Source organism: Mycobacterium sp. MAA66, assembly GCF_041261665.1.
GTDB lineage: Bacteria > Actinomycetota > Actinomycetes > Mycobacteriales > Mycobacteriaceae > Mycobacterium.
Genome location: NZ_JBGCCC010000012.1, coordinates 135,560 through 158,507 on the forward strand (window position 1 = coordinate 135,560; position 22,948 = coordinate 158,507).

General features: G+C 66.1%; 23 protein-coding genes, 1 tRNA gene and 1 pseudogene. 18 read left to right on the forward strand and 7 right to left on the reverse strand.

The genetic code is table 11. From position 1 onward, the window contains the following. The first annotated feature begins 4 nt into the window (after positions 1 to 4). Genes ABIA30_RS24695 through ABIA30_RS24710 form a run of 4 tightly spaced genes read left to right on the forward strand, consistent with a single transcriptional unit; the run spans position 5 to position 5,054 of the window. Positions 5 to 865 (forward strand): alpha/beta fold hydrolase, encoded by an 861-nt coding sequence (locus tag ABIA30_RS24695; protein WP_370070324.1) that lies wholly within the window; start codon positions 5 to 7, stop codon positions 863 to 865. Positions 866 to 876: 11 nt separating this feature from the next. Then, entirely contained in the window at positions 877 to 2,439 is a 1,563-nt protein-coding gene (locus ABIA30_RS24700; RefSeq protein ID WP_370070326.1) for an aldehyde dehydrogenase family protein, read from the forward strand. Then, on the forward strand, positions 2,440 to 3,282 hold the full coding sequence (locus ABIA30_RS24705) for an SDR family oxidoreductase (protein ID WP_370070328.1): 843 nt from the start codon (positions 2,440 to 2,442) through the stop codon (positions 3,280 to 3,282). Between the two features lie 5 nt (positions 3,283 to 3,287). Further along, the gene (locus tag ABIA30_RS24710; protein WP_370070330.1) at positions 3,288 to 5,054 is read left to right on the forward strand and encodes a long-chain fatty acid--CoA ligase; all 1,767 of its coding nucleotides are present in this window, start codon (positions 3,288 to 3,290) and stop codon (positions 5,052 to 5,054) included. Positions 5,055 to 5,097: 43 nt separating this feature from the next. Here the strand turns inward: ABIA30_RS24710 and ABIA30_RS24715 are convergent, their stop codons facing one another. Together ABIA30_RS24715 and ABIA30_RS24720 are read right to left on the reverse strand one after the other, a co-directional pair. Next, positions 5,098 to 5,916, reverse strand: a complete 819-nt coding sequence (locus ABIA30_RS24715) for an enoyl-CoA hydratase/isomerase family protein (RefSeq protein ID WP_370070331.1) — start codon at positions 5,914 to 5,916, stop codon at positions 5,098 to 5,100. Beyond that, entirely contained in the window at positions 5,913 to 6,545 is a 633-nt protein-coding gene (locus ABIA30_RS24720) for a TetR/AcrR family transcriptional regulator (protein WP_370070333.1), read from the reverse strand. Before ABIA30_RS24720 ends, ABIA30_RS24715 begins: the two co-directional genes overlap by 4 nt. A gap of 499 nt (positions 6,546 to 7,044) precedes the next feature. On the opposite strand from ABIA30_RS24720, the gene ABIA30_RS24725 reads away from it, so the two are divergent. Next, positions 7,045 to 7,521 carry an alpha/beta hydrolase domain-containing protein gene (locus ABIA30_RS24725; RefSeq protein ID WP_370070335.1) on the forward strand — a complete coding sequence of 159 codons (477 nt, stop codon included), beginning with the start codon at positions 7,045 to 7,047 and terminating at the stop codon, positions 7,519 to 7,521. 438 nt (positions 7,522 to 7,959) lie between these two features. After that, positions 7,960 to 9,108 (forward strand): diguanylate cyclase domain-containing protein, encoded by a 1,149-nt coding sequence (locus ABIA30_RS24730; protein WP_370070337.1) that lies wholly within the window; start codon positions 7,960 to 7,962, stop codon positions 9,106 to 9,108. A 224-nt stretch (positions 9,109 to 9,332) separates the two neighbouring features. Here the strand turns inward: ABIA30_RS24730 and ABIA30_RS24735 are convergent. Then, positions 9,333 to 9,418, reverse strand: a tRNA-Leu gene (locus ABIA30_RS24735). A gap of 83 nt (positions 9,419 to 9,501) precedes the next feature. Between ABIA30_RS24735 and ABIA30_RS24740 the strand changes: the two genes are divergently transcribed. Then, entirely contained in the window at positions 9,502 to 10,824 is a 1,323-nt protein-coding gene (locus tag ABIA30_RS24740) for a M20/M25/M40 family metallo-hydrolase (protein WP_370070339.1), read from the forward strand. A gap of 18 nt (positions 10,825 to 10,842) precedes the next feature. After that, positions 10,843 to 11,367, forward strand: coding sequence for a YbhB/YbcL family Raf kinase inhibitor-like protein (locus ABIA30_RS24745; protein ID WP_370070341.1), 525 nt, complete (start codon positions 10,843 to 10,845; stop codon positions 11,365 to 11,367). 77 nt (positions 11,368 to 11,444) lie between these two features. On the opposite strand, the gene ABIA30_RS24750 is transcribed toward ABIA30_RS24745, so the two are convergent. From ABIA30_RS24750 to ABIA30_RS24760, 3 genes and pseudogenes are all read right to left on the reverse strand, one after another. Further along, positions 11,445 to 12,503 carry a quinone-dependent dihydroorotate dehydrogenase gene (locus ABIA30_RS24750; protein ID WP_370070343.1) on the reverse strand — a complete coding sequence of 353 codons (1,059 nt, stop codon included), beginning with the start codon at positions 12,501 to 12,503 and terminating at the stop codon, positions 11,445 to 11,447. Positions 12,504 to 12,672: 169 nt separating this feature from the next. Continuing rightward, a pseudogene (locus ABIA30_RS24755) lies at positions 12,673 to 12,870 on the reverse strand (DUF5703 family protein); the annotation flags it as partial. 14 nt (positions 12,871 to 12,884) lie between these two features. Continuing rightward, positions 12,885 to 13,898 (reverse strand): YncE family protein, encoded by a 1,014-nt coding sequence (locus ABIA30_RS24760; protein WP_370070345.1) that lies wholly within the window; start codon positions 13,896 to 13,898, stop codon positions 12,885 to 12,887. Positions 13,899 to 14,021: 123 nt separating this feature from the next. Here ABIA30_RS24760 and ABIA30_RS24765 point away from each other — a divergent pair, with 123 nt between their 5' ends. From ABIA30_RS24765 to ABIA30_RS24790, 6 genes are all read left to right on the forward strand, one after another. Beyond that, complete coding sequence (locus ABIA30_RS24765) at positions 14,022 to 14,336, forward strand: hypothetical protein (RefSeq protein ID WP_370070347.1); 315 nt, start codon at positions 14,022 to 14,024, stop codon at positions 14,334 to 14,336. A gap of 30 nt (positions 14,337 to 14,366) precedes the next feature. After that, complete coding sequence (locus ABIA30_RS24770) at positions 14,367 to 15,197, forward strand: undecaprenyl-diphosphate phosphatase (RefSeq protein WP_370070392.1); 831 nt, start codon at positions 14,367 to 14,369, stop codon at positions 15,195 to 15,197. Next, on the forward strand, positions 15,194 to 15,877 hold the full coding sequence (locus ABIA30_RS24775) for a histidine phosphatase family protein (RefSeq protein ID WP_370070349.1): 684 nt from the start codon (positions 15,194 to 15,196) through the stop codon (positions 15,875 to 15,877). Before ABIA30_RS24770 ends, ABIA30_RS24775 begins: the two co-directional genes overlap by 4 nt. A 62-nt stretch (positions 15,878 to 15,939) precedes the next feature. Then, positions 15,940 to 16,527, forward strand: coding sequence for a DUF3090 domain-containing protein (locus tag ABIA30_RS24780; RefSeq protein ID WP_370070351.1), 588 nt, complete (start codon positions 15,940 to 15,942; stop codon positions 16,525 to 16,527). Continuing rightward, a complete protein-coding gene (locus ABIA30_RS24785) occupies positions 16,511 to 17,335 on the forward strand; it encodes an SCO1664 family protein (protein ID WP_370070352.1) in 825 nt (274 codons plus the stop codon). The genes ABIA30_RS24780 and ABIA30_RS24785 overlap by 17 nt, the downstream gene beginning before the upstream one ends. Before the next feature lie 67 nt (positions 17,336 to 17,402). Continuing rightward, on the forward strand, positions 17,403 to 18,068 hold the full coding sequence (locus ABIA30_RS24790) for a GNAT family N-acetyltransferase (RefSeq protein WP_370070354.1): 666 nt from the start codon (positions 17,403 to 17,405) through the stop codon (positions 18,066 to 18,068). A 61-nt stretch (positions 18,069 to 18,129) separates the two neighbouring features. Here ABIA30_RS24790 and ABIA30_RS24795 read toward each other — a convergent pair whose 3' ends face one another. Next, entirely contained in the window at positions 18,130 to 18,435 is a 306-nt protein-coding gene (locus ABIA30_RS24795; protein ID WP_370070356.1) for a hypothetical protein, read from the reverse strand. A gap of 106 nt (positions 18,436 to 18,541) precedes the next feature. Here ABIA30_RS24795 and ABIA30_RS24800 point away from each other — a divergent pair, with 106 nt between their 5' ends. The 4 genes from ABIA30_RS24800 to ABIA30_RS24815 all read left to right on the forward strand — a co-directional run bounded on the left by ABIA30_RS24800 (position 18,542) and on the right by ABIA30_RS24815 (position 22,947). After that, on the forward strand, positions 18,542 to 19,300 hold the full coding sequence (locus ABIA30_RS24800; protein WP_370070358.1) for a 3'(2'),5'-bisphosphate nucleotidase CysQ: 759 nt from the start codon (positions 18,542 to 18,544) through the stop codon (positions 19,298 to 19,300). An 82-nt stretch (positions 19,301 to 19,382) separates the two neighbouring features. After that, the gene (gene mshC, locus ABIA30_RS24805) at positions 19,383 to 20,621 is read left to right on the forward strand and encodes a cysteine--1-D-myo-inosityl 2-amino-2-deoxy-alpha-D-glucopyranoside ligase (protein ID WP_370070360.1); all 1,239 of its coding nucleotides are present in this window, start codon (positions 19,383 to 19,385) and stop codon (positions 20,619 to 20,621) included. Positions 20,622 to 20,650: 29 nt separating this feature from the next. After that, entirely contained in the window at positions 20,651 to 21,523 is an 873-nt protein-coding gene (locus ABIA30_RS24810; protein WP_370070362.1) for an SDR family oxidoreductase, read from the forward strand. Then, a complete protein-coding gene (locus tag ABIA30_RS24815; RefSeq protein WP_370070364.1) occupies positions 21,520 to 22,947 on the forward strand; it encodes a DUF1254 domain-containing protein in 1,428 nt (475 codons plus the stop codon). Before ABIA30_RS24810 ends, ABIA30_RS24815 begins: the two co-directional genes overlap by 4 nt. The last annotated feature ends 1 nt before the right edge of the window (position 22,948 follow it).

A 22,948-nucleotide genomic window follows, 5' to 3' on the forward strand; every position in this document is an offset into this window, starting at 1 on the left:
TCGCGTGATCAACGAACGACGGACGGTCCACAACGGGGTGGGCACGCGAGAGTTGTTCGTCGAGGGGGATGGCCCAACCGTCGTGCTGTTGCACGGGTTCGGCCATCCCGCCGACGCGTGGCGGCCCGTGCTCGACCGGTTCGCCCAAGCCGGCCAGTCGGCGGTTGCTGTCGATCTGCCCGGTTTCGGCGCCGCCGACCCGGCCGCGCCCGGCGCGTGGCTGCCGCAGGGCGACCGGTTCGTGGGCGAGGTGATCGCCGCGCACAGCGGGCAGGCTCCGGTGGTGCTGGTCGGCAATTCCCTCGGTGCCTACCTCACCGTGCGCGCGGCCGCGTCGCCGCTGCGGCTCCCGATCGGCGGCATCGTGCCGACGGCGACGCCGGGGCTGGGTTGGACGCCGATGGTCCGTGCTGCGCTCTGCTGCAATGGGCAATTCCTCACCGCCGTCGCGGCTTTCGGTGCACCCAAATGGATCAGAACCTGCGGCGCCGACGCACTCGTCGGTCATCTACTCTATGGTGACCGATCCAGGCACGATCTGGAGTTGGTCCGGATTCTCAGTACGCAGGTACACAGCCGTCGTGGTGCCCGGGAACTGCTCGAACGGGCCATATCGATGAAATATGCGGTCGATGCCGAGCCTGCGGTTGCGGGTATTTCTTGTCCGGCGGTTTTCGTGCACGGACGCCGGGACCGAATCGTCGCGTTCGCTTCGAGCGAAGGCTGGCACAAAGCCACTCCGGACAGCCGGCTGGTCGTGCTCGACAAGGCCGGCCACTGCCCGCAGCTGGACGCTCCCGACGAGATCGTCGCTCTGGCAAGAGAATTGGTCACGGCAGCGCGCCGTGATTCCCGCCCCGCGTGAACGGACACGATATGGACTGTCGCAACAGCCAGACTGCCACGGCAACAGAACCCGCCGGACTGCCGCTGATCGCCGTGCACAACCCCGCCGACGGCCGGCTTGTCGGTAGCGTCCCGGACGAATCCGCCGCATCGGTGGCCGCCACTGCGCGCGCGCTGCGCGAGGCGCAGCCCGAATGGGAAGCATTGGGACCGAAGGGTCGTGCGCGCTGGCTGTTCGGGCTGCAGGCGTGGTTGCTCGACAACTCCTCGCGCATCGCCGACGTCCTGCAGTCCGAGACCGGTAAACCGCGAGCCGACGCGGAGTTCGAAGTACCGGCGTGGGTGGACCTGATCAACTACTTCGCCCGCAATAGCGGCAAGTATCTGGCCGACGAGCGACCCAATCCGCACAGCCCCATCGGCTGGACCAAGAAGCTCACGACGGTGTTCCGCCCCTATCCGTTGGTCGGCGTCATCACGCCGTGGAACTTTCCCCTCGGCATGGCGGGCCTGGACGTTCCCCCAGCTCTGATGGCCGGTGCCGCGGTGCTGCTGAAACCGTCGGAGGTTACCCCGCTGAGCGCTGTCGAACTCGCGCGCGGCTGGGCCGAGATCGGCGCGCCGAAGGTATTCGCCGTGGCAACCGGCCGTGGCGACACCGGTGGCGCCGTGGTCGACGCGGTCGATTATGTCCAGTTCACCGGTTCGACGCGGACCGGAAAAGCCGTGGCACGACAGTGCATCGAACAGCTCAAGCCGTACAGCCTCGAATTGGGCGGTAAGGATCCGGCGCTGGTCCTCGCCGATGCCGATGTCGACCGCGCCGCCCATGGCGTCGCCTGGGGTGCGTTGTTCAACGCCGGCCAGGTCTGTGTGTCGGTCGAGCGCGTGTACGTCGAAGCGCCGGTGTACGACGAGTTCGTCACGAAGCTCACCGAGTGGGTCGGGCGATTGCGTCAAGGTCAGGACGACAGAGACTTCCGATTCGAGATCGGCCCGATGGCCAATGCCGACCAGCTCGACATCGTGCGGCGACATGTCGACGAGGCGACGGCCGCCGGCGCGCGGGTGACGATCGGCGGCAAGCCGACCGGTGTCGGTACCTTCTTCGAGCCGACCGTGCTCGTCGACGTCGACCACACGATGGCGTGCATCCAGCAAGAGACGTTCGGTCCGACCATTCCGGTCGTCAAGGTCGCCGACGAGGACGAAGCGATCCGGCTTGCGAACGACTCCCGCTACGGGCTGTCGGCCTCGGTCTGGACCCGCGACAAGGCCCGCGGACATGCGGTGGCCCGCCGGCTCGATGCCGGTGCCGTGAACATCAACGACGTCATCGCCAACCTGTTCAGTTTTGCGCTGCCGATGGGCGGCTGGAAGCAGTCTGGTGTCGGGTCGCGCTGGGGTGGTGCCGCCGGGGTCCGTAAGTATTGCCGGCAGACCGCTGTCACCGAGCCGCGGCTGCCGACGGTGATCGACGAACCCATGTGGTTTCCGTACTCGAAGACGCGCATCCGGCTCGTCTACGGCGCTCTGCGCGCTTTCGGCGCGCAGGGCCTGCAACGTTTCGGTCTCACCAAAGGAGAAGGTTAGATGTCAGATCGTTCGGATGTTTTGCGCGGCAAGGTGATCGCCATTACCGGCGGCGCTCGTGGTATCGGCTTCGCGACCGCCTCGATGTTGCGGGGTCTCGGCGCGAAGGTCGCGATCGGCGACGTCGACGAGGTAACGGTCAAGCAGTCCGGCGCCGACATCGATGTGTTTGCAAGCAAATTGGACGTGACCGACCTCGCGTCATTCACGACGTTCCTCGATGACGTCGAACGCGAACTCGGCCCGCTCGACGTTTTGATCAACAACGCCGGCATCATGCCGGTCGGCCTCCTCGCCGACGAGCCGGATGCGGTGACCCGCCGGATCCTCGACATCAACGTCTACGGTGTGATCATCGGTACGAAACTTGCTGCGCAGCGGATGATTCCGCGCGGTGTGGGGCACGTGATCAACGTCGCCTCGCTAGCCGGCGAGACCTATGCTCCCGGACTCGCTACCTATTGCGCGAGCAAGTACGCCGTGCTCGGATTCACCGACTCCGTCCGCGTGGAGAACCGCAAAACCGGCGTGGCGTTCTCGGCAGTGCTGCCGTCGTTCGTCAACACCGAACTCACCTCGGGCACGACCGGCATTCGTGGCATCAAGAACGCCGAACCCGCCGATATCGCGAATGCGATCGTCGGCCTGATCATCGAACCGCGTCCGAAGGTCCGGGTCACCCGGCTGGCCGGTGCACTGATCGGTGCGCAGAAATTCCTGCCACGCGTCGTGGGGGAGGGGCTAAACAGATTGTTCGGTGGTGAGCACGTGTTCACCGACCGGGTCGATACCGCGCAGCGCAAGGCGTATGAAGATCGCGCCCGCGGTCAAGCAGGAGAGTGAATCCGGTGACATCACGTACGTTGGTCGAGGCATTCCAGTCTGTCGCCGCACGCCGGCCTGATGCTATTGCGATCCGTAGCGCCGATGGCGCAACCACCGTCACGTGGCGGCAGTACGCCGAGCGAGTGCGCGCAATCGCGTCCGGTCTGGCGGAGCTCGGCGTGGTGCCCGGTGACACGGTTGCGCTGATGTTGACCAACCGGCCGGAGTTCCACGTGTGTGACACCGCGGTGTTGCATACCGGTGCGACGCCGTTCTCGGTATACAACACCAATCCGGCGGACGTGCTTGCCTACCAGTTCGAGAATGCGGGCAACCGCGTCGTGATCTGTGAGAAACAGTTTCTGCCAACGGTTCTCGAAGCCATCGGCCAGGGTGGCAAGGTCGAGCAGGTGATCTGTGTCGATGGCGAAGCCGACGGTGCGATCAGTCTGGCCGCGCTCGAGTCGACGCCGGCCGCCGACTTCGATTTCGACGCCACCTGGCGAGCGGTGCTACCGACGGACCTGTTGACCATCGTCTACACCTCGGGCACCACCGGCCCGCCGAAAGGCGTCGAGCTCACCCACCTGAATTTCATCGAGAATGCCCGCATTGCAGACGCTTTCGGCGGTATCAGCTCGTCCGATCGCGTGATCTCCTACCTCCCGGATGCACACGCCGCCAACCGCTGGTTCGCCCATTACATGAATCTGTTGCACGGAGTCCCGGTCACCACGGTGCCCGACGTCAAACAGGTGATCGCCGCGTTGACCGACATTCGCCCCACCGGCTTCCTCGGCGTTCCCCGGATCTGGGTGAAGCTCAAGGCGGCGCTGGAGCAGCGGATCGCCGATGAACCCAACGTGGTCAAGCAGAACCTGGCGCGCTGGGCCTTCGCGACCGGGCAGGCCAAAGCCCGCGCCGACTCGGCTGGGCGCCCGCTCGGCGTCGTCGGCACGATCCAGTACCGGCTCGCCGACCGGCTGGTGCTGTCGAAAGTCCGTGCGCAACTGGGCATGGACCAGGTGCGGATCGCCGTCACCGGTGCGGCGCCCATCTCGCCGGAAGTGCACGAATTCATCCTCGGGCTGGGCGTGCCGCTGTGTGAGGGCTGGGGGATGTCCGAATGCACAGCCGCGGTGACGGTGGGACGTCCTGGACGCATCAAGATCGGCACCGTCGGTCTGCCCGTGCCGGGAGCCGAGCTGCGCATCGCTGATGACGGCGAAGTGCTGGTGCGCGGCCCGATGGTGATGCGTGGTTACCGCAAGGATCCTGAAAAAACCGGTGAGGCAATCGATTCCGAGGGATGGTTGCACACCGGCGATATCGGGTCGGTCGACGGTGAGGGTTTCCTTTCGATCGTGGATCGCAAGAAGGAACTGATCATCAACGCGGCCGGAAAGAACATGTCTCCGACGAACATCGAGAACATGGTTACCGCGAACTGTCCGTTGGTCGGGTCGGTAGCTGCCATCGGTGATGCGCGTCCCTACAACACCGCGCTGATCTGTCTTGATCCGGATGTGGCCGCCGCCCACGCCGACAAGCACGGCTTGCCGGACCGGTCGGTCGAGGCGCTCGCCACGGACGGTGGGATCCGGCAGTTGATCGCTGCGGGGGTCGACGCCGCGAACGCCAAACTGTCTCGGGTGGAACAGATCAAGAGGTTCACCATCGTGTCCGATACGTGGGAGCCCGGTGGCGAATACCTGACACCGACGAACAAGCTCAAGCGCAAGCCGATCTCGGCCGGCTACTGCGACCTCATCGAGCAGATGTATTCGTAGTCAGCGTTCGCACCCCGGATCCGGGGTGCGAACACCAACCGAATCAGGTGTTCGTGAATACCGGTGTGCGGCGCTGCATTGTTGCGGCGATGCCTTCGCCGACGTCGCTGGTGAGCGAGCACAGGATCTGGGCGCGGGTCTCGGTGCTCAGATGCTGGCGGAGTTCGCCGATGCCGATGGCGCTGTTGAGCAGATCCTTGGTTTGGCTGATGCCGAACGGAGAGTTGGTGGCGATCCGGGTGGCGAGTTCGATGGCGGCCGCCACATCGGTTCCTTCGTCCACGACGCGTGAGACGAGCCCCAGGCGGTGGGCCTCTTCGGCGCCGAATGACGAAGCGGTATAGAGGATTTCGGCGGCATTGGAGAATCCGATGAGGCGCGGCAGCCACCACGAGGCGCCGAGATCGCCACCGGAGAACCCGAGTCGGGTGAACACCGGATTGAAGCGGGCGGTGGTGTCGGCAATCCGGATGTCCGCCATGGCGGCGAGGGCGAGGCCGGCGCCGACGGCGTGGCCGTGGACGGCCGCGATGACCGGTTGCGGGATTTCGCGGAGTGTCACAAACGTCTCGGCGGCGCGGGTGAGGGCATGGTGACGGCCCTGGACGGGCCCCCGGTCGCCGCCGGGGTCGAGTCCCGTGATCAAGTCGACCCCGGCGCAGAACGCGCGGCCGGCGCCGGTGAGCACCACGGCGCGGCAGTGTTCGTCATCGCCCAGTTGATGCAGCGTCCGTAGTAGCGATCGGCTCGCCTCGTCGGTGAGCGCGTTGAGTCTGTCGGAACGATTCAGCGTCACGACGGTCACCGGGCCATGTTTTTCGATCAGCACCGGATCGGTGCTTTGAGCGGTGGTGGTGGTCATCGGGTGGTCCTGTCGTCGGTGTGGATGTGGTAATCGGTGAGCAGAAATGCCCGGGTGGCCTGCCACCGGCGGTCGACGGTGGTTTCGAGTCCGGGTAGCCGCCGCATCGCGAGACCGCGTGCGGCGGCGAGGGATACGTCGAGCAGGGTGCGCCCGGTGTCGTCGCCGAGGAGGGTGGGCAGCATCTCGGCGGCGATCTGGCCGAGCTGGCGGTCGAGGGCTCGTCCGAGATCTTCGACCGGCCCTCGCAGGTCGGCGTCGGTGCGGGCCGCCGACCATAGTTCGGTCGCGGCCTGGAACGCGGGGCCGGTATGGACTGTCCACACGTGGTCGAGCAGCGCGGCGAAGCGGTCACGTTCGTCCGCGTGGTCGCGGACCTCATCACGTGCTTGGGTGGCCAGCCGGCTTGCCAGGTGCCCGACGGCTTCCACGATCAGCTCGGCGCGACCGTGGAAGTAGTGCTGCTGCGCGCCCTGCGAAACGCCGGCGCGTTCGGCGACCTTGCGCGTGGTCAACGCCGTGTAGCCGTCCTCGATCAGGCAGGCAACCGCAGCGTCGAGCAGTGCCAGCCGGGTTGCTTCGCGGCGTTCGGCATGGGTGCGGCGGGTTGCAGGTTGCGTCGCGTGCATGGCAGAACTCTAACATGTATTGTTCAGTCGACTGAAAAATAAATGTTAGTTCGCTGCCGTGCAGCGCGACGCCCGCTAGCTCGATGGCGCCCACACAGCGACGCTCAGCGGGCGCGAAGGTCGACGTCGGAAGCGTTGCGCCGCAGTCTCGGCTTGAGGACATCGCGGCAGGTCCATCTGGCGCGGCAACTCCACCGCATCGGGATACCGTCGGCGCCTGGGTTCGCGTGCAGGCCGCTCAGACGATGGTCAACGACGTCGCAGGTGTACGCGAGCCTAGGTTTGCCGTTGACTATGAGCCATATCTACGGCGAGTAAAGGCAACGGCCGACCGGAGTCGTGTCGCCGGATGTGTCCGAGGGGGACTTGGCCACCTGCGACACGGGTTGAGACCTTTCAATTGAGTCGGAACTGAAAGTGGGTAGCCGACGACCACAACGCTCGTTCAGCTTCGCGCATGGCGTGTGGTCCCTGATTGGTCCCGCGACGGAATTTCGAAATGACCGGGCATCGCACGATTTCTGCCCTGGCAGGTTCATTTGCAACACCTTGTTGCCGGGCCCCCAGACTATGTTCACGGCCAGCCAGTCGGGTATATCTGATAACCGCCTTTGAGGATGAGTACTTCATCGAGGGCCGCGCGACAACCTACGCACCGGTGGCAGGGGTGTCGCTCGGCGCAGACGGCCACTGGCCGGTGCAACACCGAGCAGACGTCGAGTTCCGGACCCGGGTCCTCGTTCGGCGGCTGTCAGATCCGGAACGGTTCGACGGCACGGTCGTACCGGGCTGGAACAACGTGTCGGCCGGGTTCGACGTCGTCGGCGCCGACGGACCTGTCATGCGGGAGGAGGGCTTCGCGTTCGTGAGCGTGTCCGCGCAGGCGGTCAGCGTCCACGGCTACGGAGGGCTTCCACAGGGCCGGCGGGCTGCGGGTCACGCGGCTCATCGCCATGTATGCGGCCGAACAAATTGACTCGAGCCGATTACTCCTACAGCTTGATAGGGATTTGCCAAAACCTCAGTGTCTGTAATCATCTATGATTCCAAGATCGTCGAAAAGCCCATGTATAAGAGAACCTCGATTGCCGTCGACGCGTCTGTCAGTATTCGTGGTATTCGTGAAAAAACGAGCCCGGTCGGGCTCGGATGGTCGGTATCGATGTAGCTGGGAGACATCAATTGGCGTACCTGTCTGCCGACCGCGGGAATCAGCACCGCGTTGCCGAAAACCTGTTGGAGCGTCAAGGCGAGGGCGACCTGTTTGCCCAGCGCCTCAATCGGTTGTGCGCTGCGATTTACCCGCCGGCGCGGCCCGCACCGGCGCACTGTCGACCGATAGCGATTCGGCGTAAAGTCGCACATCCCATCACGGCGCACCGGTTGAGCTGGACCGCCAGATTAAATGACTTGGTTGCCTGAATTGCTTCACGCTTGGTGGCGCCAACCAGATCACTATGACTGGCTGGCAGGCTATTTGCAGGCGCAGCGGTTGCGTGATGTCACTCGCCTGGTGATGGCGCTCATGGGCATAGCGCTGATGGTGGCGACGGTGGCGATGCTGCACAGCCCCCGCGAACCTGCGGCCGGCCTTCCCCGGACCATCGGCGAAGTGTCCATTGTTGCTTCGGTGATTTGGACGGTTTTGTGGTCGCTGCGGTGGCCGACGCGGCGTCAATCGCAAGCCGCCTCGATCATATGCGCGATCATCACTGCGACCTGCTGCCTCCTCGCTTCCGATCCGATGGTCGGGGTGGCCAACTGCGCAGTGCTCGGGGTGTTAGGTTGCTACGTTGGCATGGCCCACGGTGCCCGCTTGTTCGCGGCAATTTTGGGTGTGGGCGTCGTCACCTGTCTGCTCGCCGCGACACGACTAGCGGTCCGCGGTGATCCAGCCGCAGCAGTGGGTGAGGGATTGATTGGCCTGGTCGGCGTCGCAGTAGCGCCGTGTGTGACAAGGACTCTCACCCAGCTGTTGGGCAGCGACGCCGCTAAATCCGAGATGGATGCGTTGACCGGGCTTTTGAACCGGCGGGGCTTCTACCGCCGCGCCCATGACCTCGTCGTCCGTGCAGACGCGCAGGGGCACCCGTCGATCAGTGCGGCACTCATCGACATCGACCGATTCAAGGCGATCAACGACACCCGTGGACATGCTGCTGGCGACGAACTACTCGCCGCGATCGCCAACATTCTCAAGGCAATTGTTGGCGACAAGACTGACAACGTCATCGCGGGACGCTATGGCGGGGAAGAATTCGTGATCGCGGCCACGATGGATGCCCACGCACTTGAAAGCCTGTCTGAGCGGGTACGTCGCGACATCGCTGCATTGCCCAACGATGTCACCGCCAGCGTGGGTACCGCGACAGCAACGCTTTTCGCTATCGACGACCATCGGATCAGGTACCGACTTGATGACCTCATCGACGCCGCCGACCGTGCGATGTACGACGCGAAACGTGCAGGCGGCGATCAGGTGCGTCACGTCGCTGCCGCCGACATCGAACAGACACCGGGTAGCAATGCCACTCAGTCTTACCCACCCGTGTCACCAACGTGATGGAGCTCCCGGCGGGAGGAAATGGCTACGCCGCCTTGCAGCGCCAACTTGGCGAGGCTAATGGCAAGGTCGCCGCGGTTGAGTCTGGCGTGGCCGTTGAGGACTTGACTGCTGCGTTGCGGCGCCGTACGGCTGAGGGCGACCAGCTGAGGACCTGTCTTGAGCGAGCGGAGCGGCCCCGCGTGATGTCGGCGGCACAGAACAGTGAGTTGTGTCGCCGGATGTGTCCGAGGGGGGACTTGAACCCCCACGCCCGTTAATAGGGCACTAGCACCTCAAGCTAGCGCGTCTGCCATTCCGCCACTCGGACATCGCCCAACGTCGTCCATTGGGCAGCGTTAGGCTAACGGATCGAGGCGCTCAGTCCCAAACCGAGGGTGGTACGAATGGACTGTGACTGCGCCCCAGGATGAGGTCGTCGATCTCGTCAGCTCGCTCATCCGGTTCGATACCTCCAATACCGGCGACCCGGAGACCACCAAAGGCGAGGCCGATTGCGCCCGCTGGGTGGCCGACAAACTGCGTGAAGTCGGATACGCCACCGAGTACGTCGAGGCCGCTCCCGGTCGCGGAAACGTCTTCTGCAGGCTCAAAGGTGCCGACCCGAACCGGGGCGCCCTGCTGATCCACGGCCATCTCGACGTGGTCCCCGCCGAACCGGCGGACTGGAGCGTGCACCCGTTCTCCGGAACGGTGAAGGACGGCTACGTATGGGGCCGCGGCGCGGTCGACATGAAGGACATGTGCGGAATGATGATCGCCGTCGCGAGGCACCTGAAGCGGGCCGGGATCGTGCCGCCGCGGGACCTGGTGTTCGCGTTCGTTTCCGACGAAGAGCACGGCGGCACCTATGGGTGTCAGTGGCTCGTCGACAACCGCCCCGACCTGTTCGACGGGATCACCGAGGCCATCGGCGAGGTCGGCGGCTTCTCGCTGACGGTCCCCACCCGCGATGGCGGCGAAAGACGGCTGTACTTGATCGAGACTGCCGAAAAAGGCCTGGCCTGGATGCGTCTGACCGCTCGCGGCCGGGCCGGGCACGGCTCGATGGTGCACGACGACAACGCCGTCACCGAGATCGCCGAAGCCGTGGCCCGGCTCGGCCGGCATCAGTTCCCGTTGGTGCTGTCCGAGTCGGTCGAGCAGTTCCTCCTCGCCGTCGCCGAAGAAACCGGCTATGACCTGGACCCGAACTCGCCGGACCTGGAAGGCTCGATAGCCAAGCTGGGCGGCATCGCCCGCATCGTCGGGGCCACGCTGCGCGACACGGCCAACCCGACCATGCTCAAGGCGGGTTACAAGGCCAATGTCATCCCGGCCACCGCCGAGGCGATGGTCGACTGCCGGGTGCTGCCCGGCCGCAAGGAGGCGTTCGAGCGCGAGCTCGACGCGCTACTCGGCCCCAACATCACCCGCAGCTGGGAGCGCGACCTGCCGAGCGTCGAGACCAGCTTCGATGGCGAGCTGGTCGACGCCATGAACGCCGCGATCCTGGCCGTCGACCCGGACGCCCGCACCGTGCCATACATGATGTCCGGCGGTACCGACGCGAAAGCGTTTGTCCGCCTTGGCATTCGGTGTTTCGGGTTCGCGCCCTTGCGGCTGCCGCCGGAACTGGATTTCGCTGCGCTGTTTCATGGGGTCGACGAGCGCGTTCCGGTGGACGCACTACAGTTCGGCGCCAAGGTCCTCGAACACTTCCTGACGCACTGCTGATCGACCCGAAAGGACATCATGACCGCTTCGCCGTACGACAACTTGCCGCAGCTGCCCACCTTCACCCTGACCTCGACGTCCGTCGCCGACGGTGGGCCGCTGGCCAATGATCAGGTCAGTGGCATCTTCGGGGCTGGGGGAGAAGACATCTCGCCGCAGCTGAGCTGGTCGGGCTTCCCGGCCGAGACCCGCAGTTTCGCGGTCACCGTGTACGACCCCGATGCCCCGACCGCCTCGGGCTTCTGGCACTGGGCCGTCGCCAACCTGCCCGTCGACGTGACCGAGCTGGCCGCCGACGCCGGCAATGGCGACCCGTTGCCCGGCGGCGCCATCACCTTGGCCAACGATGCCAGCCTCAAGCGCTACCTGGGCGCCGCGCCGCCCGCCGGCCACGGCCCGCACCGGTACTACATCGCGGTGCACGCACTGCCGGTGGACAAGCTGGAGATCCCCGAGGACGCCACCCCGGCTTTCCTGGGCTTCAACCTGTTCATGCAGGCCATCGGCCGTGCCGTCATCCACGGCACCTACGAGCAGAACTGATCCCTGCCGAGCAGACGCAAATGTCCCCGACACTCCGGCGTGTCGGGGACATTTGCGTCTGCTCGCGCTAGGAGCCGCTAGGAGCCGGCGCCCACGGCGTCGGACAGCGAGGCGAAGCCGCCGGCCCGCAGCTTCGCGGCCAGACCGTCGTGAATGTGCTTGGCCCACAAGCCACCGCCGTAGATGAACCCGGTATAGCCCTGCACCAACGAGGCCCCGGCGATGATCCGCTCCCAGGCGTCGTCGGCGGTCTCGATACCGCCGACGCTGATCAACACCAACCGGTCGCCGACCCGGCGGTACAGCCGTCCCAGCACCTCCAGGGACCGCGCCGCGACCGGCGGTCCGGACACCCCGCCCGCTCCCAGCTCCGAAACGCCGGGGGTCAGCAGCCCGGCCCGCGAAATGGTCGTGTTTGTCGCAACAATGCCGGCCAACCCCAATTCGACTGCCAGATCCGCGATTTCGTCGACATCCTGGTCAGAAAGGTCGGGGGCGATCTTCACCAGTACCGGCTTGGTGGTCTGGGCCCGCACTGCCGCCAGGATCGGCCGCAGCGACGACACCGCCTGCAAGTCGCGCAGGCCCGGGGTGTTCGGCGAGCTGACATTCACCACGACGAACGCGGCCAACGGCCCGACCAGTCGGGCACTTTCGGCGTAGTCGGCGACGGCGTCGGCGGCCGGGGTCACCTTGGTCTTGCCGATGTTCACCCCGATGGGCACGGTGGACTGGCTGCGCGCCAACGACACCGCCATGGATCCGGCACCGTGGTTGTTGAAGCCCATCCGGTTGAGGATCGCACGATCCTCCGGCAGCCGGAACAGCCGTGGCTGTGGATTGCCGGGCTGCGCCTGCGCGGTGACGGTGCCCACTTCGGCGTAGCCGAAACCCAGTGAGCCCCAAGCGTTCACCCCGGATCCGTTCTTGTCGAACCCGGCCGCCAGGCCGAGCGGACCGGGGAACCGGACCCCGAACACCGTCGACTCCAACACCGGATCGCTGGGGGCCAACAAGCGGGCCAGCGCCCGCCGCGACAACCCCAGGAACGTCCCGAAGCGCAGGGCCGCGAAAATCCAGGTGTGGATACGCTCCGGTGGCAGCCGAAACATCAGCCAGCGCAGTGCGCGATACATCAACAACTCCTTACATCGCAGGCTGATCGGGCAGCATCAGCCGATCAGGCGTATATCCCGTCGTTTCGCTCGCCCCGGACATGTTTCCCGTCGCTTCGCTCGCCCCGGACCCGTATCCCGTCGCTTCGCTCGCCCCGGACCCGTATCCCGTCGCTTCGCTCGCCCCGGAAGCGGCGGTCTTACGGCGGCGCAACAGCACCCTGCGCGTTCCGTCGGTGTACAGCCGCACCTTGGTCAACTCCCAGCCGCGGTATTCGGCCTCGATGGACAGCCGGACCGACGCGGTCACCCGGCTGACGTCCGGGGGCAGTCGCAGCGGGATCCATTCGTAGTCATCGGACAGGTCCGATTCCCAGGCCGCCGGCATCCGCCCCCGCCCGATCAACGGCCGGCCCCAGCGATCGTCTGGGCCCCGCCACCGGACCCCGACACCACGAACAGGGTGTCGGTGCGGTCATCGAAGGCCAGGGTATTGGGTTGCTGCACGGTTCGGTATCGCACCTTTTCGACGGGTATTCCGGTCGACAGATCGTAACCAACCACGCTGTTGCTCGCCGTTTCGGAAACCCAGGTCAGCCGTGACGTGCCGATCACGCCGTACGGAGCGCCGCGCACCGGGGCGCGCTGGCGCAGCAGCAACGGCGACGTGCCGAACACCAGTAGGCCGTCGCCGCGGGTGTCGGTGACCAGCACCCGACCGGCCGGGTCGGTGGCCATCACGGTGGCTCCGTCACCGGCCCGCAGCGCCTGGGCTGCGCTGCTTCCGGACGCATTCACCTCGGTCACCGAGGTCTGACCACGATCCAGCACGATGACGTCGTTGCCTTGTGCGACAAGCTGATCCACCCGGGCGAACGCCTTCAACCGAGACTCGACCGCAGTGCCGGCAATCGTCAACACGGCTCCGTCGGCGGTGCCCAGCACGAGTTTTCCGTCGGCCCGCAATGCGATGGCGGTGAAATCGGTGCCGGACTGGCCATCGACGGCGACCGTGGTGAGCGTGTGCCGGGCCGCGTCCAGCCGGAAATATCCACCTCGGGTGGCCAGATAGACGGTGCCGGCACCATCGCCGGCCAGTGCCGTGGCGGCCGCGGGCAAGGGCAGCACGGCGTAGCCGACCGAGACCACCGGATGGCCGGCGGTGTCGGTGCACAGGATCACCAGAGATGTTGTCGCCGTATCGAACACCGCTGCGGTGCCCGGCCCGGGCAGCGGCCGCACGGCCCCGTCGGGTGCGCCGCTGACCGGTGGGGACACCGCCGGGCCGGCCGGGGTGATGGTCGCCGGCGGCGTGTCGGCGGGTTTCGACGAGCATCCGGCGATCGCGAGGCAGGCCAACGCCGCGGCGAGGAACCGCGTTGGGTGGCCGTGATCAGGGCGGTGGCGCACAGACACTTCGATGACTTTCCGTTGGGAGCAATTCGGCGGCAACAATTATCGTCAGATTAGGCAAATATATTTCCTTTGATAATCTGCGTCCGCGCCGCGACATTCCGCCGACAGCGGTATCGTTCGGGCATGACCATCGCCGCGGATCGGGATTTGACTCCGGGCATTTTTGCTATCGAAGACATCTCCACCGGTCTGCACGCTAGCGGGTTTGGCCAAGTTGGCGACGGCAGGAGCTTTTCCTTCCATGTCGTAGATCGGCGCACGTTGTTCGTCGAGGTGTACCGGCCGCGGATTTCCGGTTTGGTACCGCAGGAGGAAGACGTCGTGGCTACGGTCTCGCGCAGCCTCGAGCATGTCGACGTGCACGACGAACGTAGCCTGGCCGCCGTGGTCCGCGATGCGGTGGCCGACGCGCAACCGGTGCCGCGTCCCGCTCACTGACCTACGGGTACGGTCGTCGGCGTGACGGACGTGTCGTGGCTGCAGGTGATCGTGCTCTCGGTGGTTCAGGGGCTGACTGAATTTCTGCCGGTGTCCTCGTCCGGCCACCTGGCCATCGTGTCCCGGCTGTTTTTCGATCAGGATGCCGGTGCGTCGTTCACTGCGGTGATCCAGATCGGTACCGAACTTGCCGTCTTGCTCTATTTCGCCCGGGATATCGGCCGGATCCTGAAGGCATGGTTCGGCGGGCTGACGAACCCGCAGCGTCGCAGTCCCGATTATTGGCTGGGCTGGTGGGTGATCATCGGCAGCATTCCGATCGGTGTCGCCGGGCTCGCGTTCAAGCACTACATCCGCGACGACATCCGCAATCTGTGGATCATCGCGACCGCGCTGATCGTGTTCTCCGCGGTGATCGCGGCCGCCGAATATTTCGGTAAGCGCACCCGCCCCATCGAGTCGTTCACCTGGAAGGACAGTGTCGCCGTCGGCGCGGCCCAGTGCTTGGCGCTGATCCCCGGGGTGTCCCGGTCCGGAGCGACCATCAGTGCAGGCCTGTTCCTCGGCCAGCAGCGTGACGCGGCGGCCCGTTTCGGTTTTCTGCTGGCCATTCCGGCGGTGTTGGCCTCCGGTCTGCATGAGTTGCCCAATGCCCTGCGCCCCGAGAGCCTCGGCCAGGGCGCGACCGTCCTGCAACTGTTGATCGGCACCGCGATCGCGTTCGTGATCGGTTACGCGGCGGTCACGTGGTTCCTGAAATTCCTTGTACGCCACAGCATGTACTGGTTCGTGGGCTACCGCGTGAGCGCCGGTGCCACGGTGATGGTGCTGTTGGCGACCGGCGTGCTGGCGGCGTCATGACGGTCATTCTGTTGCGGCATGGCCGCTCGACGTCCAACACCGCACACACCCTGGCCGGCCGGTCCGAGGGGGTCGACCTCGATGACAAGGGCCGGGAGCAGGCGCAGGGCGTCGTGGCCCGGCTCGGTGAGCTGCCGATCAAGGCCATCGTGCGCTCGCCGCTGCTGCGCTGCGCCAACACCGTCGCCCCACTGGCGGCGGCGCTCGGTCTGGAGCCTCAGGTCGACGAGCGGCTGACCGAGGTCGACTACGGCAGCTGGACCGGCCGCAAGATCGGTGATCTGGTCAAGGAGCCGCTGTGGAAGGTGGTCCAGCAGCAGCCCAGTGCCGCGGTGTTCCCGGACGGCGAGGGGCTGGCCGCGGTGCAGTTCCGAGCGGTCCGGGCGATCCGCGAGCACGACCGTCGACTGGCCGAGGAGCACGACGCCGACACCTTGTGGGTGGCGTGCACACACGGTGACGTCATCAAGTCGGTACTGGCCGACGGCTTGGCCACCCACCTGGACAACTTTCAGCGGATCAACGTCGATCCGGCGTCCATGAGTGTCATCCGCTACACCCCGGTGCTCCCGTTTGTCCTGCACGTCAACCACACTGGGGCCGGCCTCGGTGCGGCACTGATCCCCAAACCGCACGCGCCGCCGACCACCGATGCCACCGTGGGCGGCTCTACCGACTGACTCGCCGCTACGCGTGCGCAGTACGGTCTGCCCAACTGATTACCGGTATTTTGAAAGGTGCCATGGCCCGCGCAATCCACGTCTTCCGCACTCCCGACCGCTTCGTGGCCGGGACCGTCGGGCAGCCGGGAAACCGGACCTTTTATCTACAGGCCGTACATGACAAGCGGGTCATCTCGGTGATGTTGGAGAAGCAGCAGGTCGCGGTGCTCGCCGAGCGAATCAACGCCTTGCTGGTGGAGATCAACCGCCGGTTCGGCACGCCGATCCCACCGGACACCGGTGAGGTGTCCGATCTCAGCCCGTTGGTCATGCCGGTGGACGCCGAGTTCCGGGTCGGCACCATGGGGCTGGGCTGGGATTCCGAGGCCCAGACCGTGGTGGTCGAGCTGCTGGCGGTCTCTGAAACCGAGTTCGATGCCTCGGTCGTGCTCGATGACGCCGAAGATGGTCCCGACGCGGTCCGCGTGTTCCTCACGCCCGAGTCGGCCCGCGAGTTCGCTGCCCGGTCCAACCGGGTGATCTCGGCGGGACGGCCGCCGTGCCCGCTGTGCGACGAGCCGCTGGACCCCGACGGCCACATCTGTGTGCGCACCAACGGATACCGGCGCGGGGCGCTGAACGACGCCGTCGATGACGCCGACGGCTGACGATCGCGCCGACGAGGTCCTGGGCCTCGGGGAGTTGACGGTGATCGGCCGGATCCGGTCGGCCAGCAATGCGACGTTCCTATGCGAGGCCAATCTTGGTGCGGTGCAAGCACATTGCGTCTACAAGCCGGTCCGGGGTGAGGCGCCGCTGTGGGATTTTCCGGACGGCACCCTGGCCGGACGGGAGCGTGGCGCCTACCTGGTGTCGGCGGCGCTTGGATGGGATGTGGTGCCGCACACCATCATTCGTGACGGTCCGGCCGGCCCGGGAATGGTCCAGCGCTGGATAGACCAACCGGGTGACGCGCTCAGCGACGACCCGCCGGCCACCGGCCCGGACCTGGTGGACCTGGTGCCGGCTCGCCAGCTGCCCCCGGGTTATCTGCCGATCCTGCAGGCATATGACCACACCGGCGACGAGGTGCTGCTGGTACATGCTGACGACGACCGACTGCGGCGGCTCGCGGTGTTCGACATCTTGATCAACAATGCCGATCGCAAGGGCGGACACGTGTTGGTCAGCACCGACGGGCACGTGTACGGCGTCGACCATGGGGTCAGCCTGCACTCTCAAGACAAGCTGCGCACCGTGCTGTGGGGATGGGCCGGTCAGCCGGTCGGTGCGGACGCCCTGGCCGATGTCGCTGGATTGCGCACGGCGCTGCAGGGCGGGCTGGCCGACCAGTTGGCCGAGCACGTGACCGATCGTGAGGTCGGCGCTTTGGAAGCGAGAGTTATTGACCTGCTGGACAATCCGGTGATGCCGACGCCCGATCGGCACCGTCCGATCCCGTGGCCGGCGTTTTGATTTCGGTTTGCCAATCCGGCTAATTTTGGTCCTCGTACTGCCCAGTAGTGATCTAGGCTCTGACGGTATGACCGACCATGACCGGGCCGCAGCCCGCCGCGAGATCACCGATGCACTGCAGAAGGCGCTGGACCGTCGGCATGAGGTGCTCGACGTCATCGTCGAGGCTGACGACCACGGCGCCGCGGTGGGCGCCATCGCTACTCTGCTGGGCACCTCGCACGCCGGTGGCGAGCAGGTGATGGGCATGTCCTTCGACCTGCTCACCAAGGACGCCCGCAAGCGGATCGCCCAAGAACTCGAAGACTTGAACAGCCAGTTGTCGTTCGCGGTGGCCGACCGTCCGGCCAGCTTCGGCGACAACCTGGTGTTGCGTCCGTTCTCCGGTGCCGTCGACCGCGACATCTTCGCGGCCCGTACCTCGGACGTAGGCGCCTCCGGCGACGGTTCGGGTCGCGTCGCGGGCGACCTCGATGAGGAGATCAGCGCCGCGGTGAACCGGGTCGATGCCGAAGAAGCCGTGTGGTTGGTTGCCGAGGAAGACGCCAGCAAGGTCGGCATGGTCTTCGGTGAGCTGGTCGGCGGTGAGGTGAACGTTCGCATCTGGATCCACCCGGACCACCGGCACCGCGGTTACGGCACCGCGGCGCTGCGTCGTTCCCGCTCGGAGATGGCGTCGTATTTCCCGGCCGTACCGATGGTGGTGCGGGCACCGGGCGCCGCACCGAGCTGACAGACCTGACAAAAGAAATGGGCTCCGGGGTGGCATACCCGGAGCCCATTTCATATCTCGGTCACTGGCCGTACGGCGGAGCCTTCACGGGCGGCACGGCTTGCATGGTGTTCTCCACGGTGCCCGGCGGAGTCCAGGTCTGCGTGGCGCCCATGGTCATGCCACCGACGCTCGGCGACACGTAGACGGTGTTGGTCGGCGCGTCGCCCGAGGAGGCATTGGGGGCCGTGGTGGGAGCCGGGGTGCTGGCGATGCTCAGTGCACCGAGCGACACACCCGCGGTGATGCCGACCAGTCCAAAGGCCTTCACCAACACGCTCTGATGCTGCTTGCCCTGCGCAATCACGGCTTCGGTCAGGGTGCCCATTGCCGATCACCTCCTCGAGTCGATACTGCCGAACTACTTTAGTGGGTCATCGTGCCCAGTGCATGGCGGATAACCACCCCGGCAACGTGTCGGCGATACTCGTCAAGTGGAGCACAGCGATGCCGCGCTTGCAGCGGCAGTGGCGCAAGAGGCCGGGGAGTTCCTGCTGGCCGTGCGGGATCGGCTCGGTGTGCACGACCCCTACACCCTGGGCGCGGCCGGTGACCGGCACGCGAACACCCTGATCCTGGACCGGTTGCGCGATGCCCGCCCCGACGACGCGATCCTGTCCGAGGAGGCCGTCGACGACCTGGGCCGCTTGAAATCGGACCGTGTGTGGATCGTCGATCCGGTGGACGGCACACGTGAGTACGGCCTGGGCCGGCCGGACTGGGCGGTGCACATCGCGTTGTGGCAACGCGGGTCCACACCGCACGGGTCCATCACCGACGCCGCTGTGGCGTTGCCGGCCCGTGGTGAGGTGTACCGAACCGACGAGGTGAGCCCGCCACCGTCGCGCACGCCCGGCCCGATTCGCGTGGCGACCAGCACCTACCGGCCACCGCCGGTGGTGTGGTGGATGCGTGACGTGCTGGACATGGAGCTGGTCGGCATCGGATCGGCCGGCGCCAAGGCCATGGCGGTGGTGCGCGGCGACGTCGACGCGTACGTGCACGCCGGTGGCCAGTGGGAGTGGGATTCGGCCGCCCCGGCCGGGGTGGTGCTGGCCGCGGGGCTGCACGTATCCCGACTGGACGGTTCGCCGATGCGGTACAACCGGCCCGACCCCTACCTGCCGGATTTCGTGATGTGCCGTCCGGAACTGGCCGATACCTTGCTGGATGCCGTGCGCGCGGTGTCGTGATCGTGGCCTTCGCGCCCCGCTCCGGTCGGGGTGACGATGTACGCCGCAATTGCCCCGGGCCAGCTCCGATAGAGTCGATGTCATGAAATCGTGGCCGTCGCCAGCCATTCCGCAGCTGCCGGGCAGCGGTCCACAGCTTCGGCTCCATGACACCGCCGACCGTCAGGTCCGCCCGGTCGCGGCGGGCCGGCAAGCCACCATGTACGTCTGTGGCATCACACCGTACGACGCCACGCATCTGGGTCATGCGGCCACCTACCTGGCATTTGATCTGGTGCACCGGCTCTGGCTGGACGCCGGTCATGAGGTTCGGTACGTGCAGAACGTCACCGACGTCGACGACCCGCTGTTCGAACGCGCCGAACGCGACGGGGTGGACTGGCGCGAACTGGGCGACCGGGAAACCGAGTTGTTCCGCCAGGACATGACTGCTCTGCGGGTATTGCCGCCGCACGATTACGTCGGTGCCATCGAATCAATCGGCGAGGTCATCGAGCTGGTCGAGAAGTTGCTGGCCTCGGGCGCGGCCTACGTGGTCGACGACGCCGAATACCCGGATGTCTATTTCCGGGCGGATGCCACCGAACAGTTCGGCTACGAGTCCGGCTATGACCGCGACACCATGCTGACGCTGTTCGGCGAGCGCGGCGGCGACCCGGACCGCCCCGGCAAGGTGGGCCGCCTCGATGCGTTGCTGTGGCGGGCGCAGCGTCCCGGGGAGCCGAGCTGGCCGTCACCGTTCGGCGATGGCCGGCCGGGCTGGCACATCGAATGTGCCGCGATCGCGCTGAACCGGCTGGGGCCCGGCCTGGACATCCAGGGCGGCGGCAGTGATCTGGTGTTCCCGCATCATGAGTTCTCCGCCGCACATGCCGAATCCGTAACCGGGGAGCGACGATTCGCGCGGCACTACGTGCACGCGGGGATGATCGGCTGGGACGGCCACAAGATGAGCAAGAGTCGCGGCAACCTGGTGTTGGTGTCGCGGCTGCGGGCCGACGGCGTCGATCCGGGTGCCATCCGGCTGGGCCTGCTGTCCGGGCATTACCGGGCGGATCGGTTCTGGAGTGATGAGGTGCTGCAGGATGCGCTGGATCGGTTGCAGCGCTGGCGCGCCGCCGTCGCGTTGCCCGCCGGTCCCGATGCCACGGCGGTGGTGGGCCGGGTGCGGCAATACCTTGCCGATGACCTTGACACTCCCAAAGCACTTGCTGCCCTTGATGGTTGGGTCACCGATGCGCTCAACTACGGCGGGCATGACCAGACGGCGCCGGCCCTGGTGGCCACCGCCGTCGATGCGTTGCTCGGCATCGCCCTGTAGTCACATCTCGGTGCGGTAGTTTTCGGGCCATGGGTTCCGTTCACGAAAAAGTTGTATTCATCACCGGCGGCGCCGCGGGCGTCGGCGCCGAGGTGGCCAAGCGGCTGCACGCCAGGGGCGCCAAGCTGGTACTGACCGATGTCGACGCAGGTCAACTGGCAGCCACTGCCGCCGCGCTGGGCGACGACGTGTTGACCGCGGTGGCCGACGTCCGAGACCTGTCTGCCATGCAGGCCGCCGCCGCTGCTGCGGTCGAACGGTTCGGCGGCATCGACGTGGTGGTGGCGAACGCCGGCATCGCCTCGTATGGATCGGTGCTACAGGTGGATCCGGACGCCTTCAAACGGCTGATGGACATCAACGTGCTCGGGGTGTTCCACACCGTGCGCGCGACGCTGCCGTCGGTCATCGAGCGCCGCGGCTATGTCCTGATCGTGTCGTCGCTGGCCGCGTTCACCGCAGCCCCCGGCCTGGCACCGTACAACGCCTCCAAGGCCGCGGTCGAGCAGTTCGCCAACGCGCTGCGCCTCGAAGTCGGTTATCGCGGCGTCGATGTCGGCTCGGCGCACATGTCATGGATCGACACCGCGATGGTCCGGGACAGCAAGTCCGACCTGTCCACCTTCGCCGAGATGCTCACGAAGCTGCCGTGGCCGATCAGCAAGACGACGTCGATCGACAAGTGTGGCGAGGCGTTCGTGGCCGGTATCGAGGGCCGCAAGACCCGGGTTTACTGCCCGAGCTGGGTCGCTGCGTTGCGGTGGCTGAAGCCTGTGCTGTCCACCGGCTTCGCGGAGGCACAGGTCGCCAGGTTCGTGCCGGATCTGCTGCCGCGGATGGATGCGCAAGTGGCGGCGCTGGGCCGGTCGACGAGTGCACATACGGAGGGTTTGGGTAAGTGATCCGCAGGTGGGCAGGACTGGTCGTCGCGCTGCTGGTGGTGGTGGCCGGCTGTGGCACCAAGGATGCCGAATCACCCGAGCCGGCGCCGTCCGGTCCGCCCACCCCCGAACAGATTCGGGCGATCGTGAAATCTGCGTACACCTACGGATTTCCGATGGTCGACAACTACCGGGTGCAGTATTCGTATTTCGTCGACAAGGCGAGTCCGGAGTACAAGGGTGCCTGGAATCAGGTCCACAACGTGGCGCGGGTGTATACCCCGCAGGACACGGCGATCCAGACTCCGAACGCGGACACGCCCTACTCGTTCGTCGGCGCCGATCTGCGGGCCGAACCGTTGGTGATCACCTTGCCGCCGATCGAGCCCGGACGGTACTACTCGGCGCAGTACGTCGACGGCTATACCAACAACATCGCGTATACCGGTAGCCGTGCCACCGGCAACGGCGGCGGGAAATACCTACTGTCCGGGCCGGATTGGCACGGAGAGACACCCGCCGGAGTCGAGCGGGTGATCAAGTCGGCCACGGATTTCGCCTTCGTGCTGTTTCGCACCCAGCTGTTCGGTCCCGCCGATCTCGACAACGTCAAGCGAATCCAGGCCGGGTACCAGGCGACACCGCTTTCGGCCTATCTGCGCCAGCCTCCGCCGGCGGCCGTCCCGCCGATCGATTTCGTGCCGCCGCTGTCGGCGCAGGACGAGCGAAACTCGTTGCGGTTCTTCGAGATCCTGAATTTTGTGCTGAAGTACGCCCCGGTCCAGCCGGCCGAGGAAGTCATGCGGCAGCGGTTCTCCGCCATCGGTATCGGGCCGGACGGCGAGTTTCATGTCGACAAATTGACCCCTGAGATCCGGCAGGCCTTCCAGGACGGGATGGCCGACGCGTGGGCCGCGCTCGACGACTTCAAGAAGAACAAGTTCGACACCGGTCAAGTCGGTTCGGCCCAATTGTTCGGCAGCGCAAGCGATCTCCGCGGCAATTACCTGTACCGGATGGCGGGGGCGGTGCTAGGGATCTACGGCAACACTGCGGCCGAGGCGATCTATCCGAGCGCGGCGAACGACAGCACCGGCGCTCCGCTGACCGGTGCCGCGAACTACGTGTTGCGGTTCGCACCCGGACAGTTGCCGCCGGTCAACGCGTTCTGGTCGGTGACGGTGTACGAGCTGCCGCAGAGTCTGTTGGTGGCCAACCCGATCAACCGATATCTGATCAATTCGGCCATGCTGCCGACGTTGATCAAAGATCCCGATGGCGGCATCACGCTGAACCTGCAGAACAAGACGCCGGGACCGGCGCGCGAGGCCAACTGGCTGCCGACGCCGGCCGGACCGTTCGTTGTCGCGCAGCGGTTGTACTGGCCCAAACCTGAAGCGCTGGACGGCACTTGGAAGGCACCCAAGCCGGTGAAGGTGCCCTAGT

Excerpts from the sequence above, each read along its gene's own strand:
- ABIA30_RS24745 (WP_370070341.1), top strand. The coding sequence starts at position 10,843 with ATGACCGCTTCGCCGTACGACAACTTGCCGCAGCTGCCCACCTTCACC.
- ABIA30_RS24810 (WP_370070362.1), top strand. The coding sequence starts at position 20,651 with ATGGGTTCCGTTCACGAAAAAGTTGTATTCATCACCGGCGGCGCCGCG.
- ABIA30_RS24700 (WP_370070326.1), top strand. The coding sequence starts at position 877 with ATGGACTGTCGCAACAGCCAGACTGCCACGGCAACAGAACCCGCCGGA.
- ABIA30_RS24785 (WP_370070352.1), top strand. The coding sequence starts at position 16,511 with ATGACGCCGACGGCTGACGATCGCGCCGACGAGGTCCTGGGCCTCGGG.
- ABIA30_RS24720 (WP_370070333.1), bottom strand. The coding sequence starts at position 6,545 with ATGCACGCGACGCAACCTGCAACCCGCCGCACCCATGCCGAACGCCGC.
- ABIA30_RS24715 (WP_370070331.1), bottom strand. The coding sequence starts at position 5,916 with ATGACCACCACCACCGCTCAAAGCACCGATCCGGTGCTGATCGAAAAA.
- ABIA30_RS24795 (WP_370070356.1), bottom strand. The coding sequence starts at position 18,435 with ATGGGCACCCTGACCGAAGCCGTGATTGCGCAGGGCAAGCAGCATCAG.
- ABIA30_RS24725 (WP_370070335.1), top strand. The coding sequence starts at position 7,045 with ATGACCGGGCATCGCACGATTTCTGCCCTGGCAGGTTCATTTGCAACA.
- mshC (WP_370070360.1), top strand. The coding sequence starts at position 19,383 with ATGAAATCGTGGCCGTCGCCAGCCATTCCGCAGCTGCCGGGCAGCGGT.
- ABIA30_RS24765 (WP_370070347.1), top strand. The coding sequence starts at position 14,022 with ATGACCATCGCCGCGGATCGGGATTTGACTCCGGGCATTTTTGCTATC.
- ABIA30_RS24780 (WP_370070351.1), top strand. The coding sequence starts at position 15,940 with ATGGCCCGCGCAATCCACGTCTTCCGCACTCCCGACCGCTTCGTGGCC.
- ABIA30_RS24790 (WP_370070354.1), top strand. The coding sequence starts at position 17,403 with ATGACCGACCATGACCGGGCCGCAGCCCGCCGCGAGATCACCGATGCA.
- ABIA30_RS24750 (WP_370070343.1), bottom strand. The coding sequence starts at position 12,503 with ATGTATCGCGCACTGCGCTGGCTGATGTTTCGGCTGCCACCGGAGCGT.
- ABIA30_RS24705 (WP_370070328.1), top strand. The coding sequence starts at position 2,440 with ATGTCAGATCGTTCGGATGTTTTGCGCGGCAAGGTGATCGCCATTACC.
- ABIA30_RS24775 (WP_370070349.1), top strand. The coding sequence starts at position 15,194 with ATGACGGTCATTCTGTTGCGGCATGGCCGCTCGACGTCCAACACCGCA.